Below are 24,184 nucleotides of genomic sequence, written 5' to 3' on the forward strand. Positions count from 1 at the left end.
GTTTGCCGCGGCCAAGCGAACGGTGGTTGTGACGAAAACCTAACCGCGAGTGCAGCTGTGGTTGGTTGCAGAGGCATCGATAAATTCAGGGCAGCCCGATGAAGATCATTGCCAATTCATGCTGATCCTTTTTGTCGTTTAAGAGCTCAACGTCAGGCGAGCGGACACTCGTTTGGTGTCGTCGACAGTGACCGGATCCGCTAATCTCGTCACGTCCGCGAGGTAGCCAGTGGCTTTTCATGACGTGTCTAAGTGCTGATCACTGATACAGAACCCGGCACGGTTCTGGAGGTGCTAAATATCGGGATGATCTATGTTCTCGATGATCGACGAGTAGCCATCGGGACGTCCCAGAAGTTCCCGACCCGCTCGACCCAGTGGGCGCTACCCGAGAGGAACGAGCCTCATTCTTCGAATGAGTGAGAACAGTAAGCATTGCTCATCTCGGCCGACTGTCTTAGTATCTACGTATGTACGCAGATAAGAAGCAATGCCAGCTGACTCCCGACAGTGAGTTCGTTGATCTCGCCGTTGAAGTCTTCAGCCTCCTGGCCGATGCCACACGCGTGAAGATTATCCTGGCACTCCGCGATGGCGAGCTGTCGGTCAATCACTTGGCAGACATCGTCGACAAGTCTCCGACCTCGGTTTCCCAGCACTTGGCGCGCCTGCGCATGTCGAGGATGGTCACGAGCCGACATGAAGGAACCAAGGTGTTTTACCGCCTCACTGATGAACACGCCCGACGACTCGTCGTCGACGCCATCGAGCAGGCCGAACACACCATCGGACGCAGCCACCATAGCGTGGCCGCCGAACAGGCCAGCAGGTCATAAATGAATGCATCCGGCCATCACGAGCATGACCGCGCTCACGAAGTCCACCATCATGAGCACCCGACAGGGGTAAAGGGCGTGATCTACGGGCTCTTCGTGCCCCATAGTCACGACGCCAGTGATTCAATCGATGACGCACTTGTGGCAAGCCATCACGGCATCCGGGCAGTCAAAATATCCCTCGTCATCCTGTCGATCACAGCAGTCATTCAAGTCGCGATTGTCGCCATCAGCGGCTCGGTAGCCCTCCTTGCCGACACAATCCATAACTTCGCTGATGCTCTCACCGCCATTCCACTATGGATCGCGTTCACGCTTTCCCGCAGGCCACCCACACAGCGATTCACGTGGGGCATGGGCCGAGTTGAAGACCTCGCTGGACTCTTCATTGTGGCCATGATCGGCCTCTCTGCGGTCCTGGCAGGTGTCGAATCCGTTCGACGCCTCCTCGAGCCTCAGGCAATCGCCAATACGGGGTGGGTCTTCGCTGCGGGAATTGTCGGCTTTGCCGGAAACGAGCTCGTCGCGATCTACCGAATTCGCACCGGCAGGAGAATCGGCTCAGCGGCGCTTGTCGCCGATGGAATCCACGCCCGCACTGATGGTTTGACCTCCTTAGCCGTGGTGATCGGCGTCATCGGAGTCTGGTTCGGTTTGGCCTGGGCTGACCCGGCGATCGGTATCGTCATCTCAGTGGCAATCTTCGTCCTCTTGATCACGACAGCCAAAGACATCGGCCAACGTCTTCTCGACGGGGTCGACCCAACACTGACCGCTTCAGCGACTCAGGCGATTCTCTCCGCCCCCGAAGTCGCTGACGTTACGAAATTACGATTGCGATGGAATGGCCACCGACTCGACATCCAGACGTCCGTCGTCACTACTGCCCATCTGACAGTCGCGACTTTCCATGAAGTCCAAGCCATCGTTGATGCCAGGCTCCGCGATGAACTGCCCAGTGTCGGCGACGTCACCGTCACGCCAACATCGACGGCTCAAAACTGCACACTGTTTGCGATAGAAGACGGACACTGAGCTTCTCTTCCTCCAACAGGTCGCAGGGCAACTGACGCTATTGACACAAATACCCCTGTAGGGTATATAGTCGTTTCTGGACGTTGATTTTTGCTACAGCGTAGTAGGAGATTCATATGAAGCAGATGAACGGATTCATAGTTTCCAGGATGACGTGTGGATTGCGAGAGGTCGCTCTGTGAGGAAGTTCAAGACATCCCAGGTGCGATTGGAATCGATATGTCGCATACGGCTGGACAGCTCGTTCTGAGCTTAGAGACCGAAATTGCCCCCGCCGCAGTCGTTAGGATGGTGCAGGAAGACGGTAATCAAGACGCGTCGGCATGATCGCCCGATCGCTTGAAAGCTGTTAAATTGCACGCACTTCAAGTTAATGAAGCCTCAGGAGCACCTAATGAGCACCACTGACGGCGTGGTCACTGCCAACGGCGACCAGACCGATAACCCAGAAGCCCGACAGACGGAAGACTGTGGCACTCCGGATCACCGTCACGGCTATATCCGTGACAAGGGTCAATATCAGCGACGGCTGGCACGCATCGAGGGACAGGTTCGAGGTATCGAGAGGATGGTCGATGAAGAGAAGTATTGCATCGACATCCTCACCCAGGTCTCAGCCATCCAATCAGCACTGCGCAATGTCGCTCGAGGACTCCTCGACGACCATATGCGCAGCTGCGTCGTCGACGCGGTCAAGGACGGCGGAGCAGAAGCCGATGACAAGCTCGATGAAGTCTCTGAAGCCATCAGCCGCCTGATGCGCAGTTAATCCCGCAAGGGTACGTTAAACGACTCACTTCACTCGGGCGTTCAGCGACTACCTTGTTTGTCTCAACGATGAGGAAGGACGATTGCCCTTGGACGGAATCGTAGGAATGGGCCTGGTTGCGACAATCGCTGTAGCTCTAGCTTACGGACTTCACCGGGGTGCGAGTGTGCTGGCTCAACCATTGACGGTCCTTCCTGCTCAGTCGGGATGGTTTCCGCAGGAACATGCCCTGTCGCGATTTCATGTCCGCTGGTACGTTGCCTCGATCGTCTTCCTCGCATTCGATGTTGAGATGCTATTCATGTACCCCTGGGCTGTAGTCGTTGCTGAGAAGGGGATCTCTGCTGTTGTTGAGATGTTTCTGTTTCTTGGGGCGCTCTTGATCGCTGTCGCGTGGGCTTGGCGGGAAGGGGCCTTCCGATGGGCGTGACCGAGATGATCTCGCGGTTGGCACTTCGAGTTGTCCGTGTCCTTATCGTCGAGGTCCCGGGCCAGTGGTTGACGCGGATGGAACTTGAGCACCAGATGTTGCGTCGAGGTTGGCGGCGTGCATTGACGGCAGCCGATGCGGACGTGCTCGCAGTTTGTGGCGTGTCTGGGCCTGAGCTCACACCACTAGTAGATCGGCTCTGGCAGCAAATGCCCGGACCTCGAGTCCGCGCCGACATGGTCTCTCCCCGCGCGGTCAATTCTGCTCTTGACGAAGCTGCAATCCTCTATCTCGACACCGAGCACCACAAAAGGGACGCACAGGAGCGGGCACAGGAGCCTTGGATTCCCGAGGGTCCCGTGGATCACATGGATCATGACGATCATGGTAACCACGCGGGGATGGGCCATGACAATCACGAGGGTCATGGTGGAATGAACCACGACGACCACGCGGGAATGAACCACAACGATCACGACGAGCACGCGGGAATGAAGCACGACGAGCACGCGGGGGTGGACCACGGCGAGCACGAGGGTCATGGTGGGATGGACATGTCTCCTGGCGGGGTGCCGTTAGCTGAAGGTGGGCAGGACCGAGACGGTCTTGAAATGGATGTCTTACATCTGCCGCTGGGCCCTGTGCTTCCGTACTGGCCGGCTGGGCTTGTGCTCACCTGCAGTATCCAGGGCGATGTCGTGATCGGCTCGGATGTCTCCATCGTTGACAGCGGCGATCATGGAAACGAGTCTGAAATTTCTCACAACGGTCTTCGGGCCGCGCTTCATTGCGACAGCGTCATGGCGCTATTGGCATTGGCCGGAGCTGACGACTTAGCCGCTCGTGCCCGCCGGGCCAGAGACTTTCTGTTGCGTGGAGATCAAGTTGCCGCCAGTGATGCGCTTGTGCGGATGACTCGCGCAATCCGGAGATCATGGTTGCTGCGTTGGTCCTTGCGGGGAATCCTCGTTCTCGATCAAGTCGATCTGGACCGATATGGGCTGTCAGTCGGTTGCGGGGGAGATGCCTATGATCGAATGCTTCGTACAATTGATCGGGTCCGGGCCGAAGTCGACGGCAGGGTCTCTGCCTCGGAGGAAGACGAGTTAGTCCCGTGGCAGGTTCTGCCGGAGTTGGTCAGTGGGATGGAACTGGCAACCCTGCGGCTTGCCGTGGCGAGTGTGAATCTGGAACTTTGCTTCATCGATAAAGAGGTGGAGCATGACCGATAGTGCAGTAGTCACAGTTTCTGCTCTATGGGCGGTAATTGCAGGAACCCTTCTATGCGGCTTCGCGGTCTTCGCCGTCACTCTCGACGCGGGTCTATCGGCACGAGCCCACGGTGCTGGCGGAGGGTGGTTCACACTGCCCAGTCGTCTTGCACGGTTATTGCGACAGCGTCGACGTACCACTGTTGCTGCAGACACCCTGTTGTGGCGAGTTGGCGGAATCGGAATGTTCATTGGTGCCTTCTTGATGGTTGCCGTCATCCCCTTGGGCAGGTGGACGTTGGCCGACCTCGATGTCGGCGTCGTGTGGTTCAACACCATTGACGTCTTAGTCTGGGCCTTAGTGTGGCTGACCGGGTGGGGAGCGAATTCGACGCACAGTCTGGTAGGCGGGTATCGGTTCCTGGCTCACGGGCTGGCCTACGAACTGCCGTTGATGTTTGCACTGGTGGCCCCGGCGATCGCTGCTGGCAGTCTCCGTGTCGGGGCAGTGGCCAGCGCCCAACAGGACGACGTGTGGTTTGTGGTGTGGATGCCTGTGGCATTTCTGATCTACCTCATCGGCGTAATGGGGTTCTCCGTGTGGGGCCCGTTCGCAGCAGCGCTGGCCACCGACATTGCAGGAGGCGCGGGAGCCGAGCTGTCTGCAGTCGACCGCTTGGTCTTCCACGCCGGACGCTACCTGTTCTTAGCAGCTGGGGCCGCGTTCTCGGTACCACTGTTCCTCGGCGGTGGCGCTGGACCGTGGTTGCCGGCATGGGCCTGGGTTCTGATTAAAACCTTAGTGGTCTTGGCTGTATTGGTGTGGCTACGGCGAAAGGTCCCCCTCCTACGTCCCGATCGATTCATGTCTATCGGTTGGACGATCCTGCTTCCGGCCATTGTCGTCCAAGATCTTGTCGTGTCCGTCGTTGCCGTATGGAAAGGCTGAAGCATGCTGATCGGTATCGCGTTCTGGGTTCTCGCCGTGATCGCCGTGGCCACGGGTCTGGCCGTCTTCGTCGTCAATTCCATGGCGCGAGCGACATATGCGTTAGCTGTGTCGTTCATTGCCGTGGGTGGGCAGATTCTTCTGCTGCAGCAGAACTACCTCGGGTTGATCACGATCTTAATGATGGTCATGGAAATGGCGGTGATGGCCGTCTACATGGTGATGTTCATGGGAATGAATCCCGCACTCATGCCGATGGACATGACACACGGGAAAAAGACGGCCATTGGAGCGTCAGTCGGTGCCTTCGTGGTGTTGGCAGGTGGCGCTCTCCTTGTTCCATGGCCAGACAGGCGAGGTGGCCCGCCCGATGACCTCACGCATGCACTCGGACTGGAGATCATGGACGGGAAGATGCTGGTCATGGCCGTCGTCGGCGCTGTCATGGTCGCCACGATAGTCGCCGGGGTTGTCCTCGCGGCCGGGCGCACTCGCTATGACCGGTTTGGCGATGATCTACGTCAACGTGGAAGCAACGGTGCTTCCCTCGGAGGTGCGCAGAAATGACTCTCGAAGCCGTGTTGGTGGTGGCCTCGGCACTGTTCGCGGTCGGACTCTATGGTGCACTGTCTCAACAGGTGGTTGTGATGGTGATGATGGGCCTAGAGCTGATGATCAACGGAATCCTGTTGGCGGCGGGTGGATTCTGGTGGTTCCTCGCACCGGACCCCTCGGGGCAGGTATTGCTGTTGGTGATATTGGCAGCGATGACGGTGGAGATGGCGATGGGATTTGCTGTGGCAACTCTATTGCACCGCCGTCGGCAAACGGATATGACTGACATGGCTCAGGAGCTGTCACGGTGACCGGGGCGCAGATTGCGCTCGTGACCATGGTTGCGCTTCCAGCAGTCGTGGGCGGCGTGCTCGCCGTGGCCCGAACCGAGCGGAGCGCGGCTCCGATTGCCGTGCTGACGGCGGGGGTAGCGACGGTGTTGGCAGTGTTCACTGCCGCGGCCCGCCCTTCGACGTCCTACCCGTTCCTCGCCGGGGCGAACTTTGCGTTGAACGTCGATGCTCTCGCAGCTCTGATCGTGCCGATGATTGCAGCAGTGACCTTCCTCGTTTTGGTCTTCGCTGCAGGTAATATCCGCCGCTCGCGGTCTCGTTTCTTCGGATTGATGTTACTTTTCTCCAGCTCCGCTCTGGTGACTGCGACTGCTGCCAGTCTGCCTGCACTCCTTTTCGCTTGGGAGCTAATGGGGGCGACTTCCTACGCCTTGATCGGGTTCTGGTGGCGAGATTCCGACCGTGTTTCAGCGGGGCTGACTGCCTTTATCACAACGCGCACAGCTGACCTCGGCCTCTATGTCGCCGCCGGTGCCGCACTCGCTGGTGGTGCTGGAATGGATCTAGCCAGCTTGTCATCGGCTGCCGACCCGTGGCGTGACGTGGCCGCCGCCGGGATCTTGGTCGCCGCCTTGGGCAAGGCCGCACAGCTGCCGTTCTCGTTCTGGCTGTCAGGAGCGATGAAGGGCCCGAGCCCGGTCAGTGCGCTTCTCCACTCGGCGGCGATGGTCGCCATGGGTGGATATCTATTGTTGCGGATCGAACCATTGTTGGCCTCAACTGGCTGGGGCGGGCCGGTCACTGCCTGGGTCGGAGTGGGTACTGCGGTGCTCATGGGATTCGTGGCGTTGGGGCAGCGGGATTTCAAACAACTACTGGCTGCTTCAACAGTGGCTCAGCTCGGCTTCGTCGTGCTTGCTGCCGGGGTTGGAGCTGTTAACGGTGGAGCCGCACATTTGGTTGCGCACGCATCGGTCAAGGCGCTGTTGTTTCTCACGGCGGGCGCGTGGTTGTCTGCCGTGGGCACAGAGGAGCTTGAGAGCTTGCGAGGAGTGGCCCGTCGATGGCGTGTCGTCGGTGTGGCTGCGACTGCCGGTGCGCTTGCGCTTGCCGGAATCGCTCCTTTGTCGTTGTGGGCGACGAAGGATTCCGTGCTCACAGTCGCTCTCGTATCCTCTCCTTTCCTCTATGCAGCTGGGCTGGTTGCAGGTGCCTTGTCGGCGGCCTACGCAGGTAAACTCGTGTGGACGATGTGGGCTCGCCCCGGCACTGACTGGGAAATTCGATCGCAGGGCACCGGCAAAGTGACAGCCTTGGAGCAGGCCCCGCTGGCCGCGTTTGCTGTCGGAGCTGTCACGCTTGGTGTACTCGCCCTTCCTCCGTTGCTCGGCGTGCTCGCGGACGCCATCGGTGGGCCCGCTGAGGTCTCAATCGGTGAATTGGCCGTCTCAGCAGGGATCGCGGTGGTCGGTTTGCTGGCAATGGTGTGGGTGCGGGCGCCGGAACCGCGGTGGGCTCTCGAGTGGTTTGGGTTGGAAGCGGCTGCACATGCCGTCGTCGTCCGACCTGTTCTCGGTCTAGCACGTGCTCTGGCTTGGTTTGATGACAAGGTCGTCGATCGCTCGCTCACGATGCTCTCAGGCGCTGCTTACCGGCTGGCGCTGACTGCGGCCTGGGCCGATATCCGCGGGATCGATCGTGGTGTTTCTGCCATCGCCATCCGGGTCGGGCGCCTGGGTCAGCTTGCACGGAGTCCCCAAACAGGGGCAATTCACCAATACTTCCTCCAGACTGTCACGGTGCTCATCGCCGCCGTTGTGGTCTGGACACTTTGCACCATGATGGGATGAACATGCTGAGTCTGATCGTTTTCCTGCCACTGGTCATCGCCACAGTCGTTGCGTTGGTGCCCGGCATTCGGCCCGCAGCAGCTCGCTGGGTGTGGGTCGTCATCAGCGCCGCGGAAGTCGTGCTCGTGGGCATCCTGTGGGTCGGATACGAGGATCCAGGACCCAACAAGTTGGCATTCGACGAGCAGGTGCCCTGGATCCCAGGAGTCAACAGCAGCTATCACGTCGGCGTTGACGGACTGTCGTTGCCTCTGCTGGCCATGACGACAGTTATCTTCCTCGCCGCTGCCATCTATGCGCTGAAGAACTCCGACCGGCCACGGACCCAAACAGCACTGTTCTTGTTCCTTGAAGGTGTGAGCCTGGGTGTGTTCGTCTCGGCCGACCTCATCGTGTTCTTTGTGTTCTTCGATCTATCGATCGTGGGTATGTACTTCGTCATCGCAGGCTGGGGCCACGGCAACGCTGCTCGGTCCGCGCTGAAGTTCTTCCTCTACACGTTCTTGGGCTCACTGGCCCTGCTGCTGGGATTCATCGGCCTCTACGTGTTCTCGGACCCGCACACCTTTGACATCCTCGAACTCGTTGCATCCACCCCTCTCAAAAACGATCCGGTGGCCGGCGGCGTGGTGTTGACAGCGATCGTGGTGGGGTTGGCGGTCAAGACTCCCACTGTGCCCTTCCACACTTGGTTGCCACCGGCTCACACGGACGCCCCCGCCACCGGCTCAGCCGTTCTGGCGGGTGTGCTACTCAAGATGGGTACGTACGGTTTTGTGCGCATCGCCATGCCGATCCTGCCCGAGGCATGGCAGAACTGGGCCTGGCCGATCATCATCGTGGGTATGGTTTCAGTCCTCTACGGGGCGCTCGTAGCATTGGCACAGTCCAATCTTAAGCGAATGATTGCTTACACCTCTGTCAACCACATGGGATATATCATCCTGGCGCTTGGCGCAGTCGGTCTAGTCATCGATGACACCGCACAGGCTCGTTCTGTAGCAGTCACTGGCGCAATCGTTCAGATGGTCAGCCACGGCTTGATTACCGCTGCTCTCTTCCTTCTGGCCGGATTGATGCAATCTCGTGCGCAGACATACGACATGGACTCTTACGGCGGCCTGGCAGCTCCTGCACCTCGATTCGCGGCTTTGTTTGCCATCGCCTCGTTTGCTTCGTTGGGACTGCCAGGGCTCTCGGGATTTATCGCCGAGTTTCAGATCTTTGCCGGCAGCATCGCGGTTGCACCGATCGCTGTCCTCGCATTGCCTGGGATCCTCATCACCGCGGCATTGTTCCTGCGGGCACTCCAACGCGTATTTGCCGGTCCCACCCAGGGCTTGTCGATAGGGTTTGCCGACTTACATGGTCGAGAGCTGTGGTCGATCGCTCCTCTGCTGGCGTTATCGCTGCTCATCGGTATAGTGCCCCAGACGATCCTCGGCGTCATCGAACCTGCCTCGGCCGTCCTCGTCAACATAGTCGGGAGATAACAGGTGGGCGTCTCAATGCAAATGCAACCAATGCTATTGCTTCCAGAAATCATCACCTTCGTCGGCGGACTCAGCGTTTTGTTAGGTGGTTCGTTCATCGCTCGCCACCGTCAGTGGATCACTCGTATAGCGACTGCTGTGGCGCTACTGGGAGCCGCGTTCACAGCTGCGCTGGCCATGGCTGGACCTCCGCAGACCGCGTTCTCCGACACCTTCGCCGTCGACACTGCCACTAGCGCTGCCCGCGTCATCGCCGCACTGACAACCCTGTTGATATTGGGCGTGGCTTCCGGAGAGCTCGCGGGAGCTCCCCGAGAATCTGACACTTACGCACTTTTGCTCTTCGCCACCACCGGGGTGATGATATTGGCTGGAGCTACTGATCTACTCGTCCTGATCGCCGGGTTTCTGCTTGCCAGCATTCCACTCTATGCAATTGTGGGGCTGACCGGCGGAGCGGCCGGAGCCGAAGCAGCCATGAAGACCTATTTCCTCGGGGCATTGTCCGGGATCGTGCTCATGCTCGGGGTCACTGTTCTCTATGCGCTCACCGGCGACACGGGCTACACCCGCCTGACACAAGCCTTAACCGAGGCACCCTCCGCGGTAGTGGGCGTCGGTGTGCTCAGTGTGCTCGCCGGGTTGCTGTTCAAAGCAGGTGGAATACCGGCCCATTTCTGGGTGCCTGATGCGGCCCAAGGCACGGGCGTCACCGCGGCGACCTTTCTCACCACCGTGCCCAAAGTCGGCGCAGTCGTCGCCATCTATCGATTGTTGACCACGGTCTCAGCAGAGAACCATTCCTGGCTGACCGTTATAGCGGTACTGGCCGCGGCGTCAATGTTCCTGGGAAACCTTGCCGCCTACTGGCAACGTGATCCGCGCAGGCTCCTGGGCTGGTCGACAGTTGCCCAGGTTGGCTTCCTTCTCGTACCTATCGCCGCCACCGGACGCAGCGATCTCGCTCTGCCTTCGATGCTGTTCTACCTCGGCGCATATGCACTTGCCAACATTGGCGCTTTCGCAGTCACCGCGGCACTTCCCACACTCCGGGAGGTAACGGCATACCGAGGATTGGCCAAGTTCCGGCCTGGATTGGCAATGGCGCTGCTGGTCTCGCTACTGAGCCTAATTGGCATCCCGCCATTGGCAGTATTTGTCGGAAAATTTACCACTGCAACCGCAGCCTGGGACGGAGGATACGGTTGGCTGGCACTCGTGGTGATGCTCAACACCCTGCTCAGTCTTTTCTACTATCTTCGCTGGTTTGGCACAGTGTTTTCACGCCCGTCAACGAACGCCGCAAGCCTTCCATCGTCCGGGGGCGCAACAAGGTGGCCAGCGACAATAGCTGTCATAGCAGCAGTGGGTAGTCTAGGGCTCGGAATATCCGCTGGCTTCTTCTGGGATGTACTAGCTCGCTCCATACCATCCTGACGATGGGGCCGTTGTGTCAAAGTATTTGCCCCCTTCGCTCTGTGTCCATTCAAGAAATGAGCCACAATCACAAGTGCGGTTGTAGCCCTCCTATGATTTCGAGTGTTGTACCGAACGCACCGATCACTGCTTGTTCATGACACAACCTTCGTGTCGACAATATACCCTATCAGGGTATATTGTGAGAGCCGCGGTGGGTAATAAACCGACATGAGTGCGGGGTCTTACTTAACTCGCGCCGAAAGTGTCTGCGAAGGCCCACAGTCATGAGCTGACCCATGAGTGCACAGAAGGCCCACCCTGGGCTTTCGGACGGTCCTGGCGCGAGGCAATGAAGGAGAGATATGAAGAAGCTCAAGCCGTTAATGTCCATTGCAGCGGTTGCTGCCGCGGCCGCCTTGGCCTTGTCCGGGTGCTCCAGTCCCGAAGAAGACGAAGCGGCACAGCCGTCCCAGGAACAGACTCAGACCGAGTCGCCATCGAGCGAAGGCCACGCCCATGCCGCCGATGGCGGCGACCCACCAGAAGGCATCAAAGAAGCATCTGACCCGAAATACGCCATTGGTGATGACGTTACTCTCACGGCCGACCACATGCCGGGAATGGAAGGAGCAAAGGCAACGATCTCGGGCGCCTTTGACACCACGACCTATTCGGTCAGCTACACGCCCACCGACGGTGGCGAGCCGGTCAAGGATCACAAATGGGTCGTCCATGAAGAACTCGACAATCCCGGGAAGGCTCCGTTGAAGGACGGTGCGAAAGTGACGATTAATGCTGACCATATGCCTGGAATGAAAGGTGCGAAGGCAACGATCGATAGCTCGACCGAAGAGACCGTCTACATGGTTGATGTTGATATGAACGACATGACGATGACGAACCACAAGTGGGTTGTTGAAGACGAGGTTCAACCAGTCAAATGACTCCAAGGGTTGGGACAGCGCTCGACCAGGAATGGTGCTGAAAGCTGCTGCCCAGAAACGTTGAGGTGGGTTGTCTCCGTCGCGGACGAAACGACCCACCTCAAACATTCTTGACTGGTGTTGGTGAGGTTGAGTAGGCGCGCGCAGGTAGCAAGAAGCAAAGTCGGACGTAAAGCTCCATCTCTTCGAAGTGCTATCCAACTGTGATGCTCACATATAATCCGTCCCTAGTGCAGCCTCGGAGGCCGGACGCGGGCGCCCAGTAGAACTGGCAGCCGCAGTGTTGTCGTGACCGAGGCTGAGTCGAAGCACCACCTGGACGCATGTCTTCTCGCGAACCTCGCGTGTCTCTTGAGCGGGAGTTCAACCGCAACAAAGCGGGCCGATGCGGCCAGCGCCGATTCATTGAGAGTATTGAAATGCTCCGGCAGTCTCCAACCACGGTCTGCGAAATTGATCCTTCCTGAATCGTTACATTTCGCTGTCGGTCGAAGTCTAGGCAGTGCAAAATTGCGCCGTTCTGCGTTGCTTGATACCCAAATGTTACGAGTATTTTGTCGCGTCATAGGCTGCTGACCTCGGTTAACGCCGAAAACTGCCTAAGACAACTGACTGCGTGTAACAGAAACGTGACAACTGGTCACCAATTCGTTATAGTTGTGAAGGTCGCACACACGAATGACGACTTCGCACTGAGAACCGCACGCCACACTCAAAGCGAAAATCCTGAGGACCGAAAGTGGCGGTTGGGACCTTCCCAATAGACGACGAGAGGAAAACGTGGCACGTAAGCAGCATGGCCGCCGCGCCGCAGAAGCCAAGGTCAAGACTCCTTTGACCGAACTGACTGACATCCTGAATGCCAACTCCGCCGTCTTTGGACGTCGTGCAGCCGTAGTTGCTGCCAGCGGTGGCCTGCTCACTGCAGCCATTCTTCCGGCAGCAGGCCAGGGAGCCGACGACAACGCCGCGGTCTCAGCAGAGTCAGAATCTCAGACGCAGGTTGAATTCGAGAAGCAATCGGCAACTGTCGCAGTAGACGAGTCCAAGGACAAGAAACAGGACTCTTCCTTCAGCGCCGACGTTGAGACCATCGCTGCCAAGGCCGCTCCGAAACCAGAACCCAAGCCAGAACCTGCCGAAACCACTTCTTCGGACTCCGGCGACTCGAAAGAATCTGCAAACGCCGGCACTGCGGACACCGGTGACAGCGAGAAGTCAGACAAGGGCGAAAGTAAAGAATCCGGCTCTGGCGATAATGCAGGGTCGATCGACGGTTCGAAGGCCGAGCAAGTTATCGCTTGGGCAGAAAAGGGAACTGGCACTCCATACGTTTATGGCGGAACCACTCAGAGCGGTTGGGACTGCTCCGGTTATACTTCATGGGTCTACGGCAAGGCTGGTGTCGACCTGCCTCGCAACTCGAGTGCTCAGAAGGCTTCCGGGCAGGTTGTGTCCAAGTCTGAGGCGAAGCCCGGTGACCTCATTTGGGCACCCGGTCACATCGGCATCTATGCTGGCGACGGACAGATGTACGACGCCGGTTCACCAGGCTCTGGGACATCGAAACGCAGCTACAGCTGGATGAGCGGAGTTCAGTTCATTCGCGTTCTCTAATCCAGTTCATATACTGAAGCCCCTTGCTTGACTCGACGGTCCTCGAGTCAAGCAAGGGGCTTCTCCATGCCCGGATGGGGATCTGATATCAGCTGCCTGCTCGTGGCATACAAGCCTGGTGAACAACATTTCCACTTCGCGAGTGGTCATAAAGTGACTGTGCCGGAGGCCTCTATCGGCATCGGGTTCGCGAATTTGGCGATTTCGTGCGAGACAGCAGCCGGTAGACGTGCAGATGGCCGACGTACTATGGTTAATGAAACGTAAGAAACGAAAATCAGGAAACGAGATTTCATCCGTACAAGTGCAGCGGCACAGGACACCTTCTTCGCGCCAGGAGTCCAGGGCACTGGTGAGGTCTACGATTTCATCGAAGCCCACGCCGCGAAGACGGGCTCCCGACTCGAGCCTCGTTTCTATCTTTCGGGGCCGGACGCAGGCGATCAGGTGGAACTGCCACATGAAATCTACGAGATCCTGGTTAAAGCTGTAGACGCCATGCGATCTGGCATGGCTGTCACGATCACCCCGAACTCACTGACGATGACGACGCAGCAGGCGGCCGAACTTCTCGGCATCACACGCCCAACACTCGTCAAGCTGCTTGACGAGGGCAAGATCCCCTTCGAGAAGCCAAACACACACCGCCGCGTATGGTTGGCCGATGTCCTCGCATATAAAGAACAGCGAAAGGCTGAGCAGCATGCGGCTATCGCTGAAATGGGTAGCTATGACGAAGGTAAGGAAGGCCGCGAGCAGGCGCTGGCTCGGATGAAGAAGGCCCGAAAGATCGTTGCCGATCGTCGACGCGCCGTCTAAGGATGGCACGAGAGCTATATGTACACGGCTCTCCTCGATAGTTGCCTACTTTGGCCCAGCCTTCAACGGGACTTCTTGTTATCCCTTGCCGCCGAGGGTGCCTATCGGTTTATCTTCAGCGAAAGCATCCTTTCAGAAGTTGAGACCAGTGAGGAGCTCAAGCTACTTGATCGAGGGCGAGACCTGGATGGTTCGCGTGCCGTCGCCCTTCACCTGAGCAGCCGAATGCGCGAATCCTTCGCTGACTCAATTGTCCACGGTTGGGAAGGTCTAGAAGGAACATACGGTCTCCCCGATCCCGATGACGAACATGTTCTGGCAGCTGCCGTCGTGGGCGGAGCAGGATGTATCGTCATTGAGAATATGAGGGACTTCCCGCTCGACAGCATTCCCGAAGGCCTTCAAATTATTGGAGCCGTCGACTTCGCGCACGAGACAGTCAGTATGCGACCGGATCTTGGTGCGGCCGCGGTGACTGCATGGGCGCAACGCTCGGGTAGGAAGTACCCAGCAATGTTGGAGGCGGGCTTCCTTGACGAGCTCGGTCGCAGATATGAAATGAACGCTGCCACCGCGATCGTGCGCAACGACTTCGATTCCAAGTAAGATTCGACTTCTGCCCACAGATCGGATGCATTCGGACCATAGCGCAAACACGAAAGAAAGTGCCCGCCTCTACGAACGAGGCGGGTACTTGTCGCAATTTCGTCTGTCAGTCACGGGCGAGCCGTTGAAGTGCTGCCAGATGCGGCGAACTATTACGGTGCGGGGAACGTATCAGCAAATTTGAGATCGTACGGTTTGCCATCATCGCCGAGTCGGAAGTAGATCACAGGATCACCCTCAACTTGCTGTGCCTTAGACAGAGGCTCCTCACACCAAACGTCGGCCGATACTAGTTTACTTTGAACCCCATTGAGGCTGTCTGGATCGACCTTACATTTTGACTTCTCGCTGACATAGCCGTTGCCGATTGACTCGGTGTACCCGTCGGGGGACTGTTCCTTCGCAGGAATAGCCTCAGCCACGTCCTTCGCATTACCGTTTGTGTAGTTCTCGGCGGCCCACGCTAGAGCATCATACGGGTCTTCCGGAACCTCGCCGGCTCCACCACACGCGCTGAGAGTCGTAATAGCCATTGCCGCCATGGCCAGGGCTGCTGGCTTTGTGTACTTCATCGTCTGTCCTTCGTCGCAGTTCTTCCGTCGCACAGCCTCTCTAGGCACATGATAGGACGGGAAGTTGATAGGTCCTTGTTGAATTCAGGCTGACCACGACAAGTTGTTCAATAACCAACCCTGGTTGATTCCCACCTGTAAATCACGTGCGGAGTGTTCAATCGAGCTCTCACGCGAGAGTTTTATGTCGATCCTACGAACCTTCGACACCCTATTCGGCGCTGACCAGCGCGTCTGCGAAATAACGACGATTCGCCGCGCCCAATTGTGTCGGGCGCGGCGAATCCTGAAATAGGTGGCAACTGTGCAGTGACGAACGCCAAGATGATTCCTCCCATGTAATCTCTTGATTTCGCCAATTTATCACAGCCCTTGTTCTCAAATCTTGGGCGGCATATCTCCCGAATCCGGAGTCATCGACGAGCGAGCAGGTCGACCCACAACTGGCGAGTCCGGTTGGAACGGCTCCCGTGCCTGCGGTCGAGGTGGCTCAGCTGGCTGAAACGCCCGACCGGGCTCAGGCCGCGGAGCCGGAACTGGCACAGGCAGAGATTCTGGCTGAGCCTGTGGTTGGCTGGGTTGGTTCTCGCCTACCGGGGGTCCACCAACGTCTGGAGTTTGGCCTGCCAGCGATTCACCGGTTGTCGGTATACCTGCATAGGGGTCGTCGAAGTGCTTGCCTTCCTGTGCGTCGATGAACTGATCCTCGGCGAACTGATCTGGTCGAGTATTCTCCGAGGCCCGTGGATCCATTTGATGGTCGTGGCCATTGCCAGCATTGGTCTGATTCACGCTCACTGGCCCCGGCATTGCGTTGTCTATTACTCCAGCTGAAGCTTGCTGAGCCATATTGGCCATCGACATACCAGCATCGGCTTTGGCTGCTTGGGCCTGTTGTCCAGCGATCGCGGCACTGCCAGCGGTATTCGTCAGGTGTGACTTCATCTCCTTGTGCGAGTCAACGGCTGCCCGACGGTCCCGACGAATGGCCTGTGCGTCCTTGAAACGCTGCAAGCCAGAGACGTCTGAACTCTTCAGCGCGCCTTTGGCATCTTTCGCATCGGACTTCGCTCCAGCTATACCCATAGCTGCCTGCTGCTTGGCATTGGCCTTGAGCAGACCCTCCCGTTGTTTGGCATCGTTGTGCTCAAATTGACGGGCGCGCTTAGTCTCCTTCATCATCGCCTTGTCGTCGGCTTTGGCCTCCTTTCGTGCGATCGCATCGTCCTCTCGCATGGCCTTGGCCTCATCGAACGACATCGGTGCACGCGGCGGCAGCAAGGTGTCATCGATGCTCGCATTCGCAGCGTCGTTGGGTGCACCCGTTCCATTAGCTCCGGCTCCGAGGCCTCGGGCTCCAGCCGACGCCGGTGTCTTCGGTCCACCGAGACCCTTCGGATCCATTCCGTCCTCGCCGTCGAGTCCGCGGTTGCTATTGGGAATGTCGCCGGAGCCTTTGCCTCCGCCTGAGAACGGATTGCGACCACCAGATCCGCTACTTCCACTGCCTCCGCCACCAGTCAGGGCGTTCGCACCCTCTCCGAAGGCTTCACCGGTCGGCTTGCCCCCAGCCCACGCCATTGCACCTGAAGGGGTGAAAGGTGAAGGCTTCTTGAACCACTTCTTGAACATGATGTGCAGAACCAAGATGGCAAGGATTGGGGCAAAACCGGTCCACAACATTGCGGCGAGAGATCCGCGACCCAGAATTGCGAGTCCCCCCGAAGTGAGAACGGAGGCAATCATTGTGACCACGATGAAAATCAGGGAGGCGAAGACGGAGACAATGGTGGCCCCGACAAACGTCAACGCGGTCTCTTTGACTGCCGAGGCAGCCGCGAAGGGGAGGACATCTTTGAGGATGGCTGCGATGAGGGCAATGAGTGCGACGACCAGCATCACCTTTGCTCCGAGGATGAGGACCGAGACGAGTCCGAATGCGAGCATCGTCAGAGTCGCCGCCAGAAGGTAGAACAGAGTCATCGTCTGGAACCCGCCACGGTCGTATCCCATGAACCGCTGGACGTAGCTGTTCACCCCAGGATCGCGCTTAAACTGTTTGTCGATCTCGCCTTGACCCTCGGTCGAAGGCGTCAGTACGTTGTCTTCACCAGTGAGGTGTGCGCGATTGTATGGTTTGTTGTACCAATCATCGCACTTCACATACTTAGCCTTGTCATCGAGGGCCCGCTTCCAAGCAGCGCTGAGCGACCAATTGTCGTTTTCGTCGAGTGTGCAGGCAGCCCAGTAGAACTGGTTTGTCGAGCGCTCCTGGGGGTCGCTGTAGCTTCCCCATGGGGCAGTGCTCTTTGGCTTCAGATCATGGTCTTCGAGGGGTGCGATGTATCGCTCGTTGGCCGGGATGTTTCCCATGTCGTCCAGAAGGCGGCAGTACGTTCGGGACTCGTAGGTGTCCATATCGGTCCCGTACTGTGAGGTCATCCAAGCCATAAGGCCGGTATTTTCCCACATTGCTGAGATCGTCTGCGCAGTCGAGGCGTTGCCACCAGCCTTCTTGGCATAGTGCTTGTATGCGTCCTGCATGGACTGTCTCTGAGCCCAGCACGAGTTGACCTTGTCGTGGTAGCCGTCCTCAGCGTTTGGGTGGAAGGGTTCGAGCGTCTCAGTGATCATGCCTTGCACCGGGTCGGCTAAGGTCTCGACTGATGTGGTCAGAGTCTTGCCCACCCACCAGGGCGATCCAGTGCCTGGTTTCGAGTCGTTCGTTTCCCCGTCTTTGACGGTGTCTTGGGCGCCGGAGGTGAGGACAATGAAGACGACGACGAGGACGAGGGGCTTGAGCAGGAGAGAAAACAGGCTCACGCCCACTCCGCCTCGGCGGTAGTAGCGCCAGGCGGCGATGACGATGGCAGAGACAACTGTCAGACCTACGAAGCCGTTGAGGAGCATTTCACCGATTTTGGCGAACGACAGGTCAACGTAGTAACCGGCGACGTCGAGGAAGTCGAAGTCTGAGGCGGTGCGGGCCAAGGTGGTCGTCATCGAGAATTCGCCATTGCCTATGGCCATGACTCCGCCGTTGATGAGGGCGTGTGAGTTCGATTGGGCGTTTGACATCTGGTTGCCGGCAACATTGTTAAAGATCGTCGTAGTCGCGTTGTCCCAGCGGTAGAGGGGGAGAAGACGCGAGCTCCAGGTCTGGGACCCAAGCTTGTCCTTATTCGATGTGCCCGAGAAGAACTGATTCCACGGTTCAGTCCACGACTTCTTGTCAACGGTCTGCACGCATCCCGGATCGTCGACAATGCCCTCTTTGTGGTCCTTGGGATCGGGCTCGACGAAGCAATCTTCCTTCCAGGTGCCCTTCTTGCTGTCGTCCTTGTCATCGCCTGCTGCCGTGATGAAGTCGGTGGAGGCCTGAATCGAAGTGCGGTGGCCAGAAGTATCTGTGAGATCTCCTCCAACCCAGTCCTCGGGGGTGTCGGCCGAAGGTGCGGCACCGACGATGAAAGAGAGCAGGACGGCCCCGAGCAGCGACCACTGGAGAGCACGAAGGATCCGGTCTCTGAAGTCAAAACCGGATTCTTTCGGGGCCGCGGTGGTGCTCGCTGCCTTCGTCTTCGGTGTTGGCAGATCCAGTGTGGTGCGGGGAACGAACGCCATGGCTTACAGGAATCCTTCAAGTGCATCATCGACACATCCGAGGTCGGCGGTGTCTGTTGGTGTGCTGGGTGCTGAAGATGCGGTCTTCGTGACCTCATTCGTCTTCCCTCGCCTCTTCCGAGGCGTGGGGGCGGCTTCCAACTCTTCGTCAACGGCTGATGGCTCGAGTACTGGAGCATCGAGTTCGAGGCCGTCGAAGCTCGGGTCTCTGAACTCCGAGGCCTTGAGGTGGCCGGCTGCCGCGGCCATTTCGAGCTCGTCGGCACTGGGTGCATGAGGGCTTCGGCGACCGAACTTGCGGGATTTTGCAGGTGCCTCGGCTTTCGAATGAGGCAATTCGGCGCTGCGCAGGATGACGGCCTGCGCATCCTCATCACCCACGAGGTCGGAAAAGATGTCGTGGACCCCGTCAACGTCACCCGAACCGATGCCCGGCATCGATGAGGCCTTGCTCATCTCCTTATTGCCCACATCGGAGATAACGGTCGAACGATAGATGACGCCGGGGGAGTAAGCGGCGACGGGGATCCGCTTCCCGCACAGGATGAACTCGTTCTCAATCGCGGTCACCGAGTCGTAGACCGTCTTGTAAAGACGCTGTTTCAGTCCAGTGCGGGACCGCCACTCAACCATGACGATGATCGAGATGATCACGAAGGCGAAGGCACCAAAGGCATACACACCGAGGAAAGGCGCGGTGATTGCCATAGCCAACATGCCAGGGAAGAAGCCTGCCACCGTCAAGTAGACGTAGCGACGAGGGACTTCCGTGCCCCACATGACTGTTGTCCGACCCGTCTGGGCTTGCTTGCCCGTGAGGTCGGTCAGCGTGAAGATGATCGGATACGTCTTCTTCTCATCCGTGCTGGACATCAGCACTCACCGCGCCTTCCTCGTTGTCAATCCCTTACCCAAGCGGGCAGGGGTTTTGCCTGGCCTCAAGCTGTCAGAAGATTTTTTCGAACAGGCGGATACCGACATTGCCGACGAGGTCAGCGATGCCCAGAGCCAGCGGAAGAATGACGGAAGGTGCTGCCATGAGGGTGCCGACGACGAGAGCTCCGATGAGGAACTTCGTGCGGCCCTGATGCTGGTTGCCACCGCCACCGCCTCCTCCATCACCACGACGCTTGGCCCAGATGAAGCCGACAATGGCGGCGATGACGATGATCGTGCCGAAGATACCGAGGAGCTTGGTGACGTCTGAGTCGCTGGAGATGGCGGACCAGATGGTGTCCCAATTGCCTCGAAGGTCGAGCTCTGCAGCCATGATGATGGGTTCTGAGGGGTTCATACTCTTTCCTTATCTGTGTGCTGTCGAGGACCAGGCTTTGACGCCTCTACCTCTATCTATGCGCCGAATTCCAAGGCAGTCCCGACATCCCTTAGAACCAGGCGAATGAGGGCTGCGAATCCTCTGTCTCGGCATCGTCCTTCTGCACCTTCGGCTTGGCCTTGACCCCCTCGTCTTTGTTGTTCGTTGCAGTGTCAGAAACAGCTGCACTGCCCGTCCACAGATCCCAGGCATACTCGCCATCACCGGTCGAAAGAGCATCGACGATCGCATCCTTCTGATCGACCGAAAGGGTGTTGCGACCCGACCACGGGGTGAACAGCGCCTGGGTGCCATCAGTGGAGTAGCCGTTGTTATGGTCGTGCATCGCCGTGTGGATGCCCTGGGTCTGCAGCGCCTTTCGAGCTGCGTTGCGCCGGTGAGACTTCACTGAGTTCGGAACGACTGCCGGCGCCCCGTGGTGGGCGAGGATGGCAGTCGAGGCTTTGCGTCGAAGGCCGTAGGCGTTGTGCATCCCTCGCTCTTCGGCCTCACTCAGTAGAGCCTCCGAACCAGCGACCTCGGGAGCTTCACTGGTGAAGTAGGCGTCTTCAACTGATCCCACGTTTGAAGAGTTGAGCTCGGCGACCAGTGTGATGTCATCAGTGGCGGAGACCGTGATTTTGGAACGTGCTAGACGATCCTTGCTCGGACGGTCGTGCTTGTCTTTTGAGGCACGGACCTCTTCGGTGATGCGATCAATCTCGGATGGTCTGAGCCCGCGACCCAAGTTCTGTGACATGGCGGAGGCTCTGGCGTCGATCTCTGAGCGGGTCTTGATTGTGCGGTAATCGGAGCCGTTGCGGAATGCCTCGGCGAAGCAGTTCTTCACCAGCTTCGTCACATACGCCTTCGGGGTCTTCGCCCGCTTGCCATCAGCGATGGATTCCATGACTTTGACGTAGGAGTTCTGCATCATCTCCTCGCGCGTATAGTCCGGATTCGATGAGGAAGCACCGTAGCGATTCCAGAGGTAGTTGACTGGCTTCTCGACATGGAAGAGATGATCGTCGGTCAGAGGTTGGCCAGCATCGCCGTCGTCTTCATTGTCGACAATGAGATCGGAGACAGCAGGACGCGACCTGGCCGACTGCGCGAACTGGCCGCCCTTGGGGATACCAGCCTGGACGCGGTTGGTTGTGAAAGTGCTCATGCCCGGTATACGTGCGGCAAAATGACAACCCGTCACAGAGCACCGGCGACGGGTTGTCATTCAACAGGGAAATGAAGCTGTAGCTATGGCTTCCCCGGAAGCGACGAACTGGAAGATACAGGCACAGGGTCGGAGGAGGAAGGCCCAGGGCGGCTGACGACCTTGATGACGAGGAAATCGTTAGATTTGATGCGACCATCGCCAATTGTCGATTTGTTGGAGAAGAGCGGAGTCTATGTGAAGTAGCACAGCGTCCTTTGTGTGCGGCGATCGAGCTAGACTGTGCATGTGACGATCCGATCGTCCGCCGCTTCTTTGCGTGTTGAATCAGGTGAGAAGACGGGTTGAAGTAGGGTGATAACTAAGTCCATGTCAGTGGCGAATGGAACAGTTCTAGCTACTGGAACGCTAATTGAGGTACACGCGAGACGGGGTGACTGTAATGGCTGAGCTTGTCTATCGAAAGGCTCGTAGTGAGGCTGAGAAGCTTCTTGATCGATGCTGGGATGGCAGCTACCCAGTGAAGCTCCGTCCGTTCAATACCGAACTGAATGCGGATGCATATGCTTCCGACCTCGGTAATGATCTATCCGGTGTTGTATCCAAAGAACAGGGCAAACCAGCCAAAATTATCTTGAACTCTCGCCATGTGAGTCGGCGAAACCGTTTTACCTGGGCCCACGAACTCGGTCACGTAGTAGAGCGACGCAGTGTCGCCAACGATGATGAATATTCTTTTGAGGAGCTCAAACGCGGCCAGGCGTATGACCTGCATGAGTTCTTCGCAGATGAGTTCGCTGGTTCGTTACTCATGCCAAAGGACGAGATCGAACGACTACGCTCCTTCGGCTACAGCGCAGTTGATTTAGCTGAGTACTTTGACGTGTCAGTAGATGCAGTCAAGAAACGTATCAATCGTTTGGCCAAAAATCCCGAATGAGGCCCGACGAATCTGAAGACTACTCCGATGCCACCACGGACGCCCTGAGTGAAACCGATGTTTCAATATCGAAAGGGCCTTCCGACCTCGCCGACGCCATTGCTTCGGGAGTTGATCAGCGAAATGGGCAGCAGAAGTTTCTATTCAAGCTGATCTGCTTGCTGGTGGGTATCAGTTTCTTGGTCATGATTGCGTTTGTATTGCTTTTTGGGTTCGGCGTGCTTGAGCTGACAGCGTCGGGGGAAGTCGCTGCGATCGCGGCAGTTGGGGTTCAACCCTTCATTCTCATCGGAATCTTGACGACAAGTGTGTATCGCGGGAGCTCGATTGACATCGGCGACCATTCTCAACGTACGGATTAGAACACGCCAAGATAGATTGCCGTCTCAGAGTAGGAAGAGGCGAGGTCAGTTCAGTTCCATGCAGGTGTTTACGCGACTCCGTCGTAGTCAGCGTCAGTGATCGTGGCCTTGGTCAAAGAAACCTTTCTGGGCGTCCTCACTGGTCCCTTCGTCTGAAACCAGCCATTTGCCACCGGTTTTGACCACAGTGACGACTGAGAACTCACCAGTGAGGAAACGGCCGCCATCGGACTCGTTGACGACTTGGTATTGGACGTAGACCCGGTAGGTCTTCGCATCGTCCTTCTGGACGTAGGTGTCGTCGAATTCGGGGAACTCGCTCATGTGGCGACGCTCCATTTCGCTGACCATGGTGCCACCGTCATCAACATCGACGTCGTTGGTGCGAGAGTCGTAAAACTTCGGCGTCGAGAATTCTTTGATGGCATCCACCCACGGGTTTGGGGAGTCGTCTTCGTAGGACATGCTCACGTATGCACGGGTGAAGTCTTTGGCAACCTCCTGCACCTCGTCTTCTTCAGCCTTGGCAGGGTCGTGCGTCTCCTCAGTAGCCGGTGTCGTCTCCTCCTCGATATCGCCTTCAGAGATGTGCGTCGGGGCGGGACTGTTGCCTTCTCCGTCGTCTTTGGGGCCAGAGAAGACGAGGAAGGCGGCCACGATCAGGGCGATGATGGCCGCAGGAACACCAATGACGATGAGGCTTTTCATGAGATTCATAGCTGTCCTTGTCCATCCGTGTTGTCGTAGGCGTCAAAGTGGTCGACGTGCCACGGCAGCGTGTCCTTGTCGCGGCTGATGGCCAGGTCGAGCATGAACGTGATCTCGGTCGTCTCTGAGCCCTCGATTTCCAGAGTCAGGTCAAAGGTCGGCATTTTGAGGTTCTTGGCCGCGCCTTCGCCCAGCTCCCCGCCATCGCCGACAGCAGTAGCTTCGATGCCGGTCACTCGCCCCTCTTCTCCGATGACCTCGTCCCAGTCAAAGCCTTCGGGCACAGAGGGGACGACCGCGCCCATGGACGAGAATTGGTCCTTGAGATCACTGGTCATGAGTTGCTCGCAATTGGCCACGGCATCAGAGACCGAATGCTGATTTGTCCCATCAAAGGCGTAGAGGCAGCCGATCGCTTGCTGGGTGGCTTTAGCTTCATCAGCGCTGAGCCTTTTGAACAACGCTGGGGAAATCGACACCGTCGCGGCCTCTTCTGCCTCTTCGGAGGGACTCTCGCTATCAGGCTGAGCTTCGGGGACCTGTTCTGGTGCGCCGGGGTCTCGTGGCACAGTGTCGTCAGCGCCAGACTGGCAGCCAGCAAGAGCCAGTGTCAGTCCGAAGAGGCATGTCAGTCCGAAGAGGCAGGAGACAACCACCAGAGGCCGG

The 24,184-nt window shown here is 57.9% G+C and carries 24 protein-coding genes; 17 read left to right on the top strand and 7 right to left on the bottom strand.

The window, feature by feature from the left end:
* The first annotated feature begins 470 nt into the window (after positions 1–470).
* The 15 genes from JFC13_RS17660 to JFC13_RS17730 all read left to right on the top strand — a co-directional run bounded on the left by JFC13_RS17660 (position 471) and on the right by JFC13_RS17730 (position 14,826).
* Positions 471–836, top strand: a complete 366-nt coding sequence (locus JFC13_RS17660) for an ArsR/SmtB family transcription factor (RefSeq protein WP_198398362.1) — start codon at positions 471–473, stop codon at positions 834–836.
* A complete protein-coding gene (locus JFC13_RS17665) occupies positions 837–1,871 on the top strand; it encodes a cation diffusion facilitator family transporter (RefSeq protein WP_198398363.1) in 1,035 nt (344 codons plus the stop codon).
* Between the two features lie 394 nt (positions 1,872–2,265).
* Positions 2,266–2,640 (top strand): metal-sensitive transcriptional regulator, encoded by a 375-nt coding sequence (locus tag JFC13_RS17670; RefSeq protein WP_198398364.1) that lies wholly within the window; start codon positions 2,266–2,268, stop codon positions 2,638–2,640.
* A 106-nt stretch (positions 2,641–2,746) separates the two neighbouring features.
* On the top strand, positions 2,747–3,070 hold the full coding sequence (locus JFC13_RS17675) for an NADH-quinone oxidoreductase subunit A (protein WP_198398404.1): 324 nt from the start codon (positions 2,747–2,749) through the stop codon (positions 3,068–3,070).
* Positions 3,061–4,302: a hypothetical protein gene (locus tag JFC13_RS19535; protein ID WP_232488761.1), complete on the top strand. Its 1,242-nt coding sequence runs from the start codon at positions 3,061–3,063 to the stop codon at positions 4,300–4,302. Before JFC13_RS17675 ends, JFC13_RS19535 begins: the two co-directional genes overlap by 10 nt.
* A complete protein-coding gene (locus tag JFC13_RS17685) occupies positions 4,292–5,230 on the top strand; it encodes a complex I subunit 1 family protein (RefSeq protein WP_198398365.1) in 939 nt (312 codons plus the stop codon). Before JFC13_RS19535 ends, JFC13_RS17685 begins: the two co-directional genes overlap by 11 nt.
* 3 nt (positions 5,231–5,233) lie before the next feature.
* Positions 5,234–5,797 (top strand): NADH-quinone oxidoreductase subunit J, encoded by a 564-nt coding sequence (locus tag JFC13_RS17690; RefSeq protein WP_198398366.1) that lies wholly within the window; start codon positions 5,234–5,236, stop codon positions 5,795–5,797.
* Complete coding sequence (locus tag JFC13_RS17695; protein ID WP_198398367.1) at positions 5,794–6,096, top strand: NADH-quinone oxidoreductase subunit NuoK; 303 nt, start codon at positions 5,794–5,796, stop codon at positions 6,094–6,096. The genes JFC13_RS17690 and JFC13_RS17695 overlap by 4 nt, the downstream gene beginning before the upstream one ends.
* Positions 6,093–7,928: an NADH-quinone oxidoreductase subunit 5 family protein gene (locus JFC13_RS17700; RefSeq protein ID WP_198398368.1), complete on the top strand. Its 1,836-nt coding sequence runs from the start codon at positions 6,093–6,095 to the stop codon at positions 7,926–7,928. The genes JFC13_RS17695 and JFC13_RS17700 overlap by 4 nt, the downstream gene beginning before the upstream one ends.
* The gene (locus tag JFC13_RS17705; protein ID WP_232488762.1) at positions 7,925–9,421 is read left to right on the top strand and encodes a complex I subunit 4 family protein; all 1,497 of its coding nucleotides are present in this window, start codon (positions 7,925–7,927) and stop codon (positions 9,419–9,421) included. Before JFC13_RS17700 ends, JFC13_RS17705 begins: the two co-directional genes overlap by 4 nt.
* Positions 9,422–9,436: 15 nt before the next feature.
* Entirely contained in the window at positions 9,437–10,858 is a 1,422-nt protein-coding gene (locus tag JFC13_RS17710; protein ID WP_198398369.1) for an NADH-quinone oxidoreductase subunit N, read from the top strand.
* Between the two features lie 344 nt (positions 10,859–11,202).
* The gene (locus JFC13_RS17715) at positions 11,203–11,784 is read left to right on the top strand and encodes a YdhK family protein (protein WP_198398370.1); all 582 of its coding nucleotides are present in this window, start codon (positions 11,203–11,205) and stop codon (positions 11,782–11,784) included.
* Between the two features lie 780 nt (positions 11,785–12,564).
* Complete coding sequence (locus tag JFC13_RS17720) at positions 12,565–13,401, top strand: C40 family peptidase (protein ID WP_198398371.1); 837 nt, start codon at positions 12,565–12,567, stop codon at positions 13,399–13,401.
* Positions 13,402–13,911: 510 nt separating this feature from the next.
* Positions 13,912–14,220 (top strand): helix-turn-helix domain-containing protein, encoded by a 309-nt coding sequence (locus tag JFC13_RS19540; protein WP_232488763.1) that lies wholly within the window; start codon positions 13,912–13,914, stop codon positions 14,218–14,220.
* 18 nt (positions 14,221–14,238) lie between these two features.
* A complete protein-coding gene (locus tag JFC13_RS17730) occupies positions 14,239–14,826 on the top strand; it encodes a PIN domain-containing protein (protein WP_198398372.1) in 588 nt (195 codons plus the stop codon).
* A 152-nt stretch (positions 14,827–14,978) separates the two neighbouring features.
* On the opposite strand, the gene JFC13_RS17735 is transcribed toward JFC13_RS17730, so the two are convergent.
* The 5 genes from JFC13_RS17735 to JFC13_RS17755 form a co-directional block, all read right to left on the bottom strand.
* Entirely contained in the window at positions 14,979–15,398 is a 420-nt protein-coding gene (locus JFC13_RS17735; protein ID WP_198398373.1) for a hypothetical protein, read from the bottom strand.
* A gap of 378 nt (positions 15,399–15,776) precedes the next feature.
* Positions 15,777–19,022, bottom strand: a complete 3,246-nt coding sequence (locus JFC13_RS17740; protein ID WP_198398374.1) for a hypothetical protein — start codon at positions 19,020–19,022, stop codon at positions 15,777–15,779.
* Between the two features lie 3 nt (positions 19,023–19,025).
* Positions 19,026–19,895 carry a hypothetical protein gene (locus JFC13_RS17745; RefSeq protein WP_198398375.1) on the bottom strand — a complete coding sequence of 290 codons (870 nt, stop codon included), beginning with the start codon at positions 19,893–19,895 and terminating at the stop codon, positions 19,026–19,028.
* A 73-nt stretch (positions 19,896–19,968) separates the two neighbouring features.
* On the bottom strand, positions 19,969–20,316 hold the full coding sequence (locus JFC13_RS17750) for a hypothetical protein (protein WP_198398376.1): 348 nt from the start codon (positions 20,314–20,316) through the stop codon (positions 19,969–19,971).
* A gap of 91 nt (positions 20,317–20,407) precedes the next feature.
* Complete coding sequence (locus JFC13_RS17755) at positions 20,408–21,508, bottom strand: hypothetical protein (protein WP_198398377.1); 1,101 nt, start codon at positions 21,506–21,508, stop codon at positions 20,408–20,410.
* Between the two features lie 442 nt (positions 21,509–21,950).
* On the opposite strand from JFC13_RS17755, the gene JFC13_RS17760 reads away from it, so the two are divergent.
* Both JFC13_RS17760 and JFC13_RS17765 read left to right on the top strand, forming a co-directional pair.
* Complete coding sequence (locus JFC13_RS17760) at positions 21,951–22,448, top strand: ImmA/IrrE family metallo-endopeptidase (protein ID WP_198398378.1); 498 nt, start codon at positions 21,951–21,953, stop codon at positions 22,446–22,448.
* Positions 22,445–22,810, top strand: coding sequence for a hypothetical protein (locus JFC13_RS17765; protein ID WP_198398379.1), 366 nt, complete (start codon positions 22,445–22,447; stop codon positions 22,808–22,810). The genes JFC13_RS17760 and JFC13_RS17765 overlap by 4 nt, the downstream gene beginning before the upstream one ends.
* 93 nt (positions 22,811–22,903) lie before the next feature.
* Here JFC13_RS17765 and JFC13_RS17770 read toward each other — a convergent pair whose 3' ends face one another.
* Both JFC13_RS17770 and JFC13_RS17775 read right to left on the bottom strand, forming a co-directional pair.
* Positions 22,904–23,527: a hypothetical protein gene (locus JFC13_RS17770; protein WP_198398380.1), complete on the bottom strand. Its 624-nt coding sequence runs from the start codon at positions 23,525–23,527 to the stop codon at positions 22,904–22,906.
* Entirely contained in the window at positions 23,524–23,997 is a 474-nt protein-coding gene (locus JFC13_RS17775) for a hypothetical protein (RefSeq protein ID WP_198398381.1), read from the bottom strand. Before JFC13_RS17775 ends, JFC13_RS17770 begins: the two co-directional genes overlap by 4 nt.
* Positions 23,998–24,184 lie beyond the last annotated feature (187 nt).

Origin of the sequence: Brevibacterium antiquum, from assembly GCF_016107655.1 — a bacterium.
Taxonomy (GTDB): Bacteria; Actinomycetota; Actinomycetes; order Actinomycetales; family Brevibacteriaceae; genus Brevibacterium; species Brevibacterium antiquum.